At 62.7% G+C, this 11795-nt stretch carries 12 protein-coding genes; 4 read left to right on the top strand and 8 right to left on the bottom strand.

The features are described 5' to 3' along the window. Positions 1-4: 4 nt before the first annotated feature. Complete coding sequence (locus tag ACFE8X_RS03460; protein WP_375450059.1) at positions 5-1768, bottom strand: ABC transporter ATP-binding protein; 1764 nt, start codon at positions 1766-1768, stop codon at positions 5-7. 64 nt (positions 1769-1832) lie between these two features. Further along, positions 1833-3437, bottom strand: coding sequence for an ABC transporter substrate-binding protein (locus tag ACFE8X_RS03455; RefSeq protein WP_375450058.1), 1605 nt, complete (start codon positions 3435-3437; stop codon positions 1833-1835). Positions 3438-3713: 276 nt separating this feature from the next. On the opposite strand from ACFE8X_RS03455, the gene ACFE8X_RS03450 reads away from it, so the two are divergent. Both ACFE8X_RS03450 and ACFE8X_RS03445 read left to right on the top strand, forming a co-directional pair. Then, positions 3714-4211, top strand: a complete 498-nt coding sequence (locus tag ACFE8X_RS03450) for a 2,4'-dihydroxyacetophenone dioxygenase family protein (protein ID WP_375450057.1) — start codon at positions 3714-3716, stop codon at positions 4209-4211. Then, positions 4211-4981, top strand: a complete 771-nt coding sequence (locus ACFE8X_RS03445) for an SDR family NAD(P)-dependent oxidoreductase (RefSeq protein WP_375450056.1) — start codon at positions 4211-4213, stop codon at positions 4979-4981. The genes ACFE8X_RS03450 and ACFE8X_RS03445 overlap by 1 nt, the downstream gene beginning before the upstream one ends. Positions 4982-5232: 251 nt before the next feature. On the opposite strand, the gene ACFE8X_RS03440 is transcribed toward ACFE8X_RS03445, so the two are convergent. The 6 genes from ACFE8X_RS03440 to ACFE8X_RS03415 form a co-directional block, all read right to left on the bottom strand. Beyond that, positions 5233-5694, bottom strand: a complete 462-nt coding sequence (locus ACFE8X_RS03440) for a DeoR/GlpR family DNA-binding transcription regulator (RefSeq protein ID WP_375450055.1) — start codon at positions 5692-5694, stop codon at positions 5233-5235. Beyond that, the gene (locus tag ACFE8X_RS03435; RefSeq protein ID WP_375450054.1) at positions 5694-6035 is read right to left on the bottom strand and encodes a DeoR family transcriptional regulator; all 342 of its coding nucleotides are present in this window, start codon (positions 6033-6035) and stop codon (positions 5694-5696) included. The genes ACFE8X_RS03440 and ACFE8X_RS03435 overlap by 1 nt, the downstream gene beginning before the upstream one ends. 71 nt (positions 6036-6106) lie before the next feature. Continuing rightward, positions 6107-7255, bottom strand: coding sequence for an extracellular solute-binding protein (locus tag ACFE8X_RS03430; RefSeq protein ID WP_375450053.1), 1149 nt, complete (start codon positions 7253-7255; stop codon positions 6107-6109). A 45-nt stretch (positions 7256-7300) separates the two neighbouring features. Further along, a complete protein-coding gene (locus ACFE8X_RS03425) occupies positions 7301-8173 on the bottom strand; it encodes an ABC transporter permease (protein WP_375450052.1) in 873 nt (290 codons plus the stop codon). Beyond that, a complete protein-coding gene (locus ACFE8X_RS03420; RefSeq protein ID WP_375450051.1) occupies positions 8170-9018 on the bottom strand; it encodes an ABC transporter permease in 849 nt (282 codons plus the stop codon). The genes ACFE8X_RS03425 and ACFE8X_RS03420 overlap by 4 nt, the downstream gene beginning before the upstream one ends. Beyond that, positions 9015-10055: an ABC transporter ATP-binding protein gene (locus ACFE8X_RS03415; protein WP_375450050.1), complete on the bottom strand. Its 1041-nt coding sequence runs from the start codon at positions 10053-10055 to the stop codon at positions 9015-9017. Before ACFE8X_RS03415 ends, ACFE8X_RS03420 begins: the two co-directional genes overlap by 4 nt. Positions 10056-10231: 176 nt before the next feature. Here ACFE8X_RS03415 and ACFE8X_RS03410 point away from each other — a divergent pair, with 176 nt between their 5' ends. Then, positions 10232-11077 carry a sulfatase-like hydrolase/transferase gene (locus ACFE8X_RS03410; RefSeq protein WP_375450049.1) on the top strand — a complete coding sequence of 282 codons (846 nt, stop codon included), beginning with the start codon at positions 10232-10234 and terminating at the stop codon, positions 11075-11077. Continuing rightward, positions 11011-11790, top strand: coding sequence for a sulfatase-like hydrolase/transferase (locus ACFE8X_RS03405; protein ID WP_375450048.1), 780 nt, complete (start codon positions 11011-11013; stop codon positions 11788-11790). Before ACFE8X_RS03410 ends, ACFE8X_RS03405 begins: the two co-directional genes overlap by 67 nt. Positions 11791-11795 lie beyond the last annotated feature (5 nt).

Here is an 11795-nt window from a genome sequence, read left to right as displayed (position 1 = left end):
TCCCTCATGTTGTGACCACCGCTTCAACCAGGTGATGGGGTGCGATGCTGACCAGTTGCGGCTCGAGATTGGGCGCGGCCCCGGTCTGGATCACCGTATAGCGCGGCGTCGCCGCCTCGATTTCGGCCGCCGTCAGAAACGTGCGCTCCCGCTTGTCGCGCGGATTGCTCGCCGGGATCGCGTCGAGCAAGGCGCGCGTATAGGGATGCTGCGGGTCGGCGAAAATCCGCGCCGTCGGGGCCTGCTCGACCACGCGCCCGCGATACATCACCACGACGCTGTCGGTCAGCGTGCGCACCGTCCCCAGATCGTGGCTGATGAACAGGATCGACAGCCCCATTTCGCGCTGCAAATCCTTCAGCAGCCCGATGATCTGTGCCTTGACCGTCACATCGAGCGCCGAGGTCGGCTCATCGGCGATCAGCACCGACGGACCCAGGATCAGCGCCCGCGCGATCGCCACGCGCTGCCGTTGCCCGCCCGAAAGCTCATGCGGATACCGCTGCCCGAAACTGCGGTGCAGCCCAACTTTTTCCAGCCAGTCCAGCGCCGTCTCGACTTGCCGCCGCCCCGAACCAATGCCGTGGATGTGCAGCGGCTCGGCCACGATTTGCGCCAGCGTCATCATCGGATCGAGCGCCGAATAGCTGTCCTGGAACACCACTTGCAGGCGCCGGCGGAAGCCCTTGAGCGCTGCCGGCGCCAACTTGGAAATATCGCTGCCATCCATCAAGATTTGCCCGCCGCTAGGCTCGGTCAGCCGCAGCGCCATCATGCCTGTTGTGGTCTTGCCCGACCCCGATTCGCCCACCAGCCCCACAATGCTGTTGCGTGGCAACACCAAATCGAGCCTACGCACCGCACGAAAATCGGCAAACTTGCGCGACAGGCCACGCCCCTGATGCACGCGATAAGTTTTGGACAGCCCGCGCAATTCTAGCGCCGGCACCTCGGCACTCGTCGCTGTCACACCCTCCGGCTTGCTGGCCCCCGCCTTGAGGCTCGCCAGCAGCGATTGCGTATAGGCATGCCGGGGCGCATCGAAAATGTCCTGCACCAGCCCTTCTTCCATAACCTGGCCGCCATACATCACCAGCACCCGATCGACCGTTTCGGCGATGACGCCCAGATCGTGGGTGATCATGATCAACGCCATGCCGAACTCGGCCTGCACGGTTTTGATCAATTGCAGGATTTGCGCCTGGATCGTCACGTCCAGCGCCGTGGTCGGCTCGTCGGCGATCAGCACCTTGGGCCGGCACGACAGCGCCATGGCGATCATCGCCCGCTGCAGCATGCCCCCAGATAACTGGTGCGGATAATAATTCAGCACGTCCGCCGCATTCTTGATTTCCACCCGCACCAGCAACTGCTCGGCCTCGGTCCAGGCGGCGCGCTTGCCGGTCTGGCGATGCGCCCGGATGGTTTCCACGATCTGGTGGCCGATGGTGAACACCGGATCGAACGCCGTCATCGGATCCTGGAAAATCATCGCGGCGGATCGGCCGCGCACTTGCGCGAGGCTCTCGGCATCGGCGTCCAGCACGTTGACGCCATCCAGGATCATCGATTTGGCGCGGATATTGGCATTGCCGCCCAAAAGGCGCAGCAGCGCCATGCAGGTTACCGATTTGCCGGAGCCTGACTCGCCCACGATCCCGAGGCTTTCGCCGGCGTCGATATGAAAGCTGACCCCGCGGACGGCCGCTACGTCACCGCCATGCTGGCTGAAGCTGACCGTCAGTTCGCTGATTTCGACAAGCTTCATCAGAAGTTCTCGAGCCGCAATGGACGCGCTTCCCGAAAACCTCCGGGAAGCGCTTGGTTGTGGTCTATTGCTTGGTCAGATGGGTGAAGAAGTAGTGGCCCAGCCGGTCGAGCGGGGTAAAACCCAGCGTATTGGGGGTCGATGCCTCCCCGCCCAATTGGTCGCTCAGCACCGCGATGGTGATCGGATGCACCAGCGGCACGATCGAGGCATTGTCGATCAGCACCTGTTCGGCCTGGGCATACAGCTTGAGGCGCTCTTCCCACACCGGATTGCTGTCGGCTTCGGCCACCAGCTTGTCGTAAGCGGCCACGTGATGGTCATGCCGGCCACCATTGTAGAAAATGCCGAAGAAGTTGGACGGGTCGAGATAGTCATATTCATAGGGCGCGATGAAGATGTTGTTCTTCTTGGTCAACAGCCCATCCATCCAGTCCTGCGTCGGCAGCACGCGGATATTCATGGTGATGCCCAGGATGTCCTTGAACTGCGCCTGCAGATACTGTGCCATCGGCGGCACGATGGCGCTGTTATAGCCGCCTTCCTCGCGATACCAGATTTCGATTTCCGGAAAGCCTTCGCCATTGGGATAACCCGCATCTGCCATGAACTGCTTGGCTTTTTCGGGATCGAACACGGCTTCGGCAGCTATCTCGGCATTGTAGCCGGGATAGCCGGGCGCCAGGATCGAGCCGGCGGGAATGGCGATATCCTTGAGCACGGTCGAGGTCAGCTCATCGCGGTTGACCGCATAATACAGCGCCTTGCGTACATCCAAATTGTCGAATGGCGCCGAACTCAGGTCGAACGAGATATAGGACACCGCAAACACCGCATTCTTGCGGATGCCATCGGGATAGCGCTGGCTCGCTACCGGCACCTGTCCGGTATTGAGAAAGGAATAATCGGCATCCCCGGCAAGGAAGGCTGGCAGCCCGACCTCGGGAGCGCCCAGCGTCGGATCGACCTCGATGCGATCGACCTCCGATTGCCATGGCCCGGTATAGGTCGGGTTCTTGACCAGAACGACCGAGTTGTTGGATTTTTCCCAGCTGTCCAGAAGGAATGGACCCGAGGAAACAACGGTGTCGATATTGGTCGCCCAATCGTCGCCGAACGTGTCGTACTGGTGCTTGGGCACCGGGTACCATAGGCTGACCACGCTGGGCAGATAGGGCTTGGGCGCTGCCGTGGTAACCTCGATGGTCAGATCGTCGACGGCCTTGAGGCCCAGGGTGGATACGCCGGCCTTGCCTTCGGTCACGTCCTTCCAGTTCTTGATGCCGCCGGCAAAATCCCAGTACCAGTTGAAGTCATAGCCATCGGTCGCCGCGCGCTGCAGCGCGAACACATAGTCCTCCGACGTCAACGGCTCGCCGTCGCTCCACACCAGGCCCGGCCGCAGCTTGAACGTCCAGGTCAACCCATCCTCGGACTGGCTCCAGCTTTCGGCGCCCAGCGCGGTCAGCGTGAAATCCTTATCGAAGCTGGTCAGCGGCACTTGCAGCACTTCGGCATAGGTGGCGCGGGCATAAACCGTCTTCATGTAATCCATATAGGTGCCAGCGGTGTTCTGGCCCGGCGCGACGATCGTCGTCTGCGCCACCGCCGGAATCACCAACCCGGCCACCAGCGCCAACGCGCCGGCTATCTTCCACAAGGCGTTCATTCAACTCCCTCCATGTTGCAGTCCACCCTCCGCCCTCGTTCGGCAAACTGCCGACCGACGGCGACGCTCATGTCACGCCCCAGCGTGTCAGATGACATATGTCTGACAAATTCGCCCAGGCCTTGCAAGCGCCCCATCGCACTCTATGCACAAGCTTTGTGCCGCCCCGGATTTAGATTACGGATTGGGCATCGGCCGTCGATGCGACAACAGCAACAGCGCTATTGCGCCTTGCCGCTGGCCAAACATAATAGCATCAACAAGAGGAGTTGCTGCATGTACCAGAACATGGCCGGTTCGGCCCACCCGCTGGCCCCGGCCGAAATTGCGGTGCCGGCCATGCCCGATGACGAGCGCGTCTGGGTGCCCCAGGCCGAAGGCGTGTGGTTTCGCCCGCTGATGCTGAATACTTTGGCCGGGCAGTGGTGCAACCTGCTGCGCGTACGCCGCGCCGGCGTGCTGTCGCGCCATCTGCATCCCAATCCGGTGCATGGCTACGTCATCAAGGGCCGCTGGTTTTACAAGGAACACGACTGGGTTGCCGAAACCGGCTCCTACGTGTTCGAACCCCCCGGCGAGGTGCATACCCTGATGGTGCCGGACGATTGCCCCGAGATGATCACCTTTTTCAACATTACCGGCTCCATGGTCTATCTGGACGAGCAAAACCGGCATGTCGGCTATGAAGACGTGTTCACCAAGATCGACATGTGCCGCGCCCATTATGAAAAAATCGGCCTGGGCGGCGCCTTTGTCGACCAGTTCGTGCGCTGATGGATCAGCAAGGCACCTTGCCCGATAACTCGGAATGGCCTTCCGGCTGGTTCGCTGGCAAACGCGTGCTCGTCACCGGCGGCACTTCGGGCATCGGCGCAGCCGTATCGCGCGCCTTTTTGCGCGGCGGCGCGACAGTCACCGCCGCCGGCATTGCGCAAAGCGAAATCGACATTCTCCTGGGCGAGCCGGATTTTGCCACGGCCAGCTTCAAGCTGCTTGACGTCCGCGACGGTGTCGCCGTCAACGCCCTGATCGCCGGCCTGCCGGGCCTCGATGTACTGGTCAATTGCGCCGGCATCATCCGCCGCGGTGACGAACTGGATCCCGCAGTCTTCGATCAGGTCATCGATGTGAACCTGAGCGGCACCATGCGCTGCTGCGCGGCGGCGCGTCCGCTGCTGTCCCGCTCGGGCGCGGGGGCCATCGTCAATCTGGCGTCCATGCTGTCGATTTTCGGCGGCGGCCTCGTGCCCGGCTATGCCGCGAGCAAAGGCGGTATTTCCCAACTCACCAAGTCGCTGGCCATCGCCTATGCGCCGGACGCAATCCGCGTCAACGCCGTCGCCCCCGGCTGGATCGCCACTCCCCTGACCGAACCCCTCCGCGCTGATCCCGCCCGCGCCAACCCGATCCTGGCGCGCACGCCGCTCAACCGCTGGGGCATCCCCGCCGAAGTCGCCAGCGCCGTGCTCTATCTCTGTTCCCCCCTCGCCAGCTTCGTCACCGGCACCACTTTAGTGGTTGATGGCGGCTATTCGATCAGCTGAAAAACGGAGCGGAGGAAGGAATGCAGCGCTATCGAGACTGCATCGTGAAGGCGCCGGACGAGGGAAATCTGCCGAACTGCCGATAAGCCATTGTCGTTGACCACCCCGACGCAGCGACGGATCGCCGGTCGAGATACGTCATATCCGCCAAATGTCGACAGCACCCGAAGCGCATCCCTAGAAACGCGTGAGCGTAGCAATGCCAACATGGGCTCGAATGTGTGTGGAGCATCAGGCGAAATGGCCGACGGCTATGGCGTGTCGTCGGCCACCAGCAGTTCCACATTATTGGCGCGGAAAAGTTCCACATAATGCAGCGGCGGCGACCGGTCGGTGACCAGGCGTGTGATCGGGGCGAGATCGCAAATCTTGGCGATCGCGATGCGGTCGAACTTGGAGCTGTCGATAATCAGCGTGGCGCTGCGCGCCTGGGCGATGATCGCCTTGGCGAACATCGCCTCTTCCAGATCGAAATCCATCAGCGTGCCGTCGCCATCCAGCGCGCCACAGCTGAACACGGCGTGGTCGGCTCGATATTGCTCCACATGGGCAATGCTCGCCGAACCCAGCATCTGTTCTGTATCGGCACGATACGCGCCGCCGACCATATAGACGCGGTGGTCGACATTGGAGTCACCTATCAGCTTGGCCACGCCGACGCTGTTGGTGATGACGGTGAGCCGGTTGGCCGAGGCGAGCGCCGCGGCCAGCATCAGCGTCGTCGTGCCGGTGTCGATAAAGAGGTATCATCCCGGTTGAACAGGGGTGTCGCCAATCCGGCGATCTTCTGCTTGGCTTCGGCATTGGCGACGAGCCGTTGGCGAAAACCCGCCTCGGCGCCGGTCTGCGCTGGAAGGGCACCGCCATGCACACGGCGCAGAAGGCCCTGCAACTGCAGCAGGTCGAGATCGCGCCGCATGGTTTCGCGCGAGACGCTGAAGCGCCGCGCCATCTCGTCGACCCGCAGTTCGCTGCCTGCCTGCGCCAGCGCCAGGATGGCCTCGCGCCGCCGCTCGGCTACCATCGGCACCGGCTCCAAGCCGGACGGGCGCACGAAACTGATCTCATCGCAGGCTTTCTATCAAAGTTGGGCGCGGTCGGTTTAGACCGCGCCCGGATCAAGATCTACTTCTGTAGCACTTGGGAAACGAACTGCTCAATGTAGAGGCTTTTATACACGCCCGGGAGCCATGGACGGCCATTCTGCTGCCGCTCGGTTTCTGGCAGGATCGCCGACTCGCCGCTCACGTCGGTGCGCGCCAGATAGCTGCCGATGGTCTTGTTGAGCTGCACCTGCACTTCGGGCTGGATAAGGTAGGCAACGAACAGCAGTGCCGCGTCCTTGTGCGGCGCATTGGCCGGGATGCCGAGGCTGTCGCCACCGCCGGGCAGGCCGAACGCGGGAATGTAGAGCTTGGCGCGCTTGAACAGCGTGCCCTTGGCCAGTGCGATGGCGGTATCGTCATCCCATTGCGCGGCCATGGTGACTTCCCCCTGGTTCACGCGGTCGGCCGAGTCGCTGTTGGAGCCGGTGATGAGGAACTTGTCTTCATTGAGATTGAACCAGTCCCAGGCCTTGGTCCAGGTGGCGGTCAGGGCCGGGTCGACTTCAGTGGCGCCGTCATAGGCGATTTGGTCGCCGCCCAGGGTATTGACCAGTGCGGCCTGCACGAAGGCCTGGCCCGAGCCACCCTTGGACGGGTCGTTGAAGGCGAACTGGCCCGGATTGGCGTCGAGCCAGGCGGTAAACTCTGCCCAGGTCTGCGGTGGAGTTGCGAGCTTTTCCGGGTCGTAGAGGAAGCCGACCTGATTGCGGTAGACCGGCACCAGATAGCCGCCGGTGGCATAGCCTTCATGGACGACCGACAGCTTGGCATCGAGCTTGTCGGTATCGGGGATGACCGGGGCGATCGGGCCGAGCAGCGAGTTGGCATCCAACAGCAGCTTCAAGCTGACGCCGCCCACCAGCGTGGCATCGATGGTGCCGGTGGCGTTGGGGGTTTCGGCGACGATCTTGCCGACTGTGGCGGTGTTGTCGCCGATGATGACATTGACCTTGATGCCGTACTTGGCTTCGAAGTCCTTGGCGGCGTCGCGCCAGAACTCTTCACCCCACCAGGCGTAGAACGTCAGCTCGCCTTCGCTCTTGGCATCGGCGACGATCTGGTCCCAGGTCTTGCTCAGCACGGCGTCGGCGGCATGGGCGGAGCCGGTTGCGGTCAGCGGCGCAAGCAGCGCCAAGGCCGAGACCAGCATGGTCTGCAGGAATTTCATCCTATTTCTCCCGTACAGTTTTGAATGGATTGGCTTACGCGGCACTCAGAATTTCCCGAAGGCGGAGGAGAGGTACTCCGCCTTGAGAAAGCGTTCGGTCGCAAAGAGCAGCAGCAGGCTGGGCACCAGCAGTATGATCGACACCACCGCCGCATTGGTGCGCACGAAATGGTAGCCGAGATAGTCGTAGAGGATGGTCGGGATGGTCTGGAACGTCGGCGTGCCGATGACGAAGGTGAGGCTGAACTCTTCGAGACTATTGATGAAGGTGAAGATGGCGCCGGCGACGAGCCCCGGCAGCACCATGGGGATGAGGATGGACGTGACCAGGGCCAAGCGCCCGGCGCCCAGATTGCGCGCCGCATCGATCACGTCCTGCGGGATGGATTCGAAGGCGGTGGTCAGGATGCGCAGCATGTAAGGCATGCTGAGCAGGGTGTGGCCCAGCGCCAGGCCGATAAAGGTCTGCCCCAACCCCACCGCGAAGAACGCGCGGCTGAGGAACATCGCGATCACCATGCCGGGCAGAACGATGGGCAAGAGGATGAGTACGCGCAGCACCTCCTTGCCTAGGAAGTCGAGCCGGCCCAGCGCGTAGGCGGTAGGCAGCGACAGCACAAAGGAAAGCAGCGTCACCACCGGCGCCAGTGTGAAGCTGGTGATGACCGAGTTGACGATGTTGGAATATTCAAAGACGTAGTGCCACTGCGCCAACGACAGGCTGGGTGGTAGCACCGCAGGGGGCGACCACGGATCGTCAGGATTGACCAGCGACCACATCACCACCATGAACAGCGGAATTACGGTCCAGGCGATCAGAAGGGCGATGACCAGCAGCGTCAGGAACTGCCAGGCCTTGAGCCGCCGGCGCTTGACCACGGCTGGCGCCACTGCGACAGGTGCCGCGAGCGCGCTCATTGTCCGGCCCCCTGCAGCAGCCGCGCCATCCAGGCATAGAGGGCGACAAACAGTAGCGATGTGAACACGATTACCAGCCCGATACAGGCCGCACTGTCCCAATCGTGCCGGGTGAAGGCGCGGGTATACATCAGCACCGGCAGCGAGGGCGGGTTGATCGGCCCCGCTATGCTGGTAATTGCGTAGTCGCCGAAGCTCAGGATGAAGACCAACGCCACGGCGATGAGAATGCCAGGGATCGAGAGCGGCAGGATGATGTGCAGCACCACCTGCAACGGGCTGGCGCCGAGATTGCGCGCCGCATCCTCGATGTCCGAGCGGATGGTCTGCAGCACCGAGGCAAGAATCACCAATTGGAACGGCAGGTTCTTCCAGACCTGGATGATGAGGACGTTCCAGCCAAACTTGTCGTTGAGCAGCCGCAATGGCGTGTCGATGATGCCGAGGGCGAGCAGGCCGCTGTTGAGCAAGCCATGGAAGGCCAGCATGTTGAGGATGAGGAAGGCTGCCACCAGCGCCGGCACGAACAGTGGCACCTTGACGATAGCGCCGATCACCGAAGCGCCGAAACGCTTGCGGCGCAGAAACAAGGCAAGCGGATAGGAAAGCAGCAACGTGCCCATGGCGCTGCCGAGCCCGACCTTGAGCGAGAACAGGAATGAATCGAAGAACGATTTGTCAAACAGCCCCTGCCAGAATGCGAGCGTGAACTGCGACGGGCCGACGACGCGGTAGATGCCGACGCTCTGCAGCACCGTCATCACCATTGCCGCGGCGAGGAATAGGAAAATAAATCCTGCCCCGGGCAGGACCATGAGGGCGATCTGCAGGCGGCTGGTGTTCATGATCCACCCACTAGGCGCACCCGCTCGGCCGGCACGACGAAGCCGATGCGGTCGCCGACCCGGGGCGGCGTGTCGCTCGGCAATTGTGCGCGCAACAGTTCGCCCGCAACTTCCACGATCACCTCGACAAAGCCGCCGTGATAGACAACGCCGCTGACGCGGGCGTCATGGATGTCGGGTGTGCCGGCACCGGCCCGTTGCATATCTTCGGCGCGCCAGATGAGCGTTACCGGCTTGCCGGCGGGAACGTTGCGGTCAAGCGTTCGCAGCGTCCCCACCTTGGTCTTGAAAACCCCTTCACCCAGGCTGTGGCCATCGACAATATTGGCCGCGCCAACAAAATCTGCGACGAAGCGCGTCGCTGGCGAGCGGTAGATCTCGTCGGGCGTGCCGACCTGCTCGATGCGGCCGGCATCCATCACCACGATGCGGTCCGACATTGCCAGCGCCTCGGCCTGGTCATGCGTCACGTAGAGCGTGGTGATGCCGAGCCGGCGCTGCAGTTCGCGGATTTCGAGCCGGACTTTTTCGCGCAGCCGGGCGTCAAGGTTGGAAAGCGGTTCGTCGAACAGCAGAATCTGCGGCCGGATCGCGATGGCGCGCGCCAACGCCACGCGCTGCTGCTGCCCGCCCGACAATTCGCCCGGCCGTCGCCGCTCGAGGCCAACGAGATTGACCATCGCCAGGGACTCGGCGATGCGCTCGCGGCGCGGCTCCGCCGGCATGCCGCGCATCCGCAGCCCAAAGCCGACATTGTCGGCAACGATCATATGCGGAAACAGCGCGTAGGACTGGAACACCATGCCGGTGTCGCGCCGATGGGGCGGCACCGCATTGATGCGCTCGCCATCAAAGGCGATCTCGCCACGGTCCGGGGAAATGAAGCCGGCGACCATGCGCAGCGTCGTGGTCTTGCCGCAGCCGGACGGGCCGAGCAAGGTGACGAACTCGCCATCGGCGACGTCAAGGCTGAGGTCGCTGACGGCAGCGAAATCGCCAAAGCTTCGCCCGATGCCGGACAAGCGCAACGCGCCCATGACAGCCCCTTTGCTGAGGTTTCAGCCAATGTTGGTTTATGTTGAGGAATGTTGCATGTTGACCGAAAGGGGGTAAACGGGGTGCATAAAAATTCATCTAAGCGTCACAAACTGTCATAAAGCGGGCAGATACACAGGTTATGACACGCTCGACGAGAGCACCGATGGGGGATGACATGACGAGCACGCCGAACCGGCACGAGCGGATGAACGTGCTGCTAATCTGCGCCGATCAATGGCGCGGCGACTGTCTGTCGGTCCTTGGCCACCCCAATGCGCAGACGCCCAACATGGACGCACTGGCCGCAGACGGCGCGCTGTTCAGTCGCCATTTCGGCCAGTGCACAGCCTGCGGCCCCGCGCGGACCAGCCTGCTGACGGGTCTCTATCTGATGAACCACCGCTCGGGACGCAACGGTACGCCGCTCGATGCACGCCATACCAACCTCGCGCTCGAGGCGCGCAAGGCCGGCTATGACCCCGCCATGTTCGGCTATACCGACACCACCCCAGACCCGCGCCTGAAACACCCCAACGATCCGGCGCTCACCGCCTATGACGATGGTGTTATGCCCGGCTTCGTTACGCCATTGCATCTGCCCGAGGATTTTGGACCCTGGATCGCCGATCTCATCGCCAAGGGCTACGAGCTGCCGAACGGCCGCGCCGACGTGTTCCGTCCCAAGCGCGGATTTGAAAAACCCGCCGATCGCGGTTTCCGCTTCATCCCGTCCGAGTTTCCGGCCGAGGATGACGAAACCACTTTCCTTGTCGACCACTTCCTTAAATGGCTTCTGGTGCGGCAGGACAAGCCATGGTTCGCCCATCTGGTGTTCTTTCGCCCGCACCCGCCGCTGATCGCGCCCGAGCCATATAACGCCGTGGTCCATCCTGCCGATGTCGACATGCCGGTGCGCGCCGAGACGCCCGAACTGCAGGCGCAGCAGCACCGCTGTTGCGTTTCGCGATCGATAGCCAGCGTCTACCCGGTGCGACCGACGAGCTCAACCCGCTTGATGTGATCGCCGCCGATGACCTCGAAATCCGCCAGATGCGCGCCACTTATTATGGGTTGGTGCGCGAGGTCGATGACCAGGTCGGCCGCATCGTCGCGCACCTCAAGCGCACCGGACAATACGACCGCACCTTGATCGTGGTCACTTCGGACCACGGCGAGACGCTGGGCGAGCACTATGTTTGGGGCAAGGAAACCTATTTCGATCCGGCCTTTCACCTGCCCCTCGTCATCCGCGACCCCCGTCCCGGCATGGCCCGCGGCCGGCGGATCGACGCCTTCAGCGAAGCCATTGACGTGATGCCGACGATCCTTGAGGCAATCGGAGCGCCGGTCCCGCGCACCTGCGACGGCCACTCGCTGGCGCCGTTCCTGCGCAACGAGACACCTGTCGACTGGCGCCATGCCGTGTTTTTCGAGCACGATTTCCGCGAGGTGCGCACCCAGCGCCCCGAGCACGCTCTGGGCCTCGGCTCGGACCAGTGCTGCTATGCCGTCATCCGCGACGCGCGCTGGAAATACGTGCATTTCGCGGCGCTGCCACCGCTGCTGTTCGATATCGAGGCGGATCCCCATGAAATGCGCGACCTGGCGGCAGACCCCGCCTATCGCGATGTGCTGCTCGAGTGTGCGCAGCAGATGCTGAACTGGCGGTTGTCGTCGCAGGACCGCACACTCACCAACATGCATATCGGCCCCGGCGGCGTTTTCACACGCTAGCGGCG

It is taken from the genome of uncultured Devosia sp. (assembly GCF_964244875.1).
GTDB lineage: Bacteria > Pseudomonadota > Alphaproteobacteria > Rhizobiales > Devosiaceae > Devosia.
Note: the sequence above shows the minus strand (reverse complement) of the source record. Positions and strands in the feature narration are given on the sequence as shown.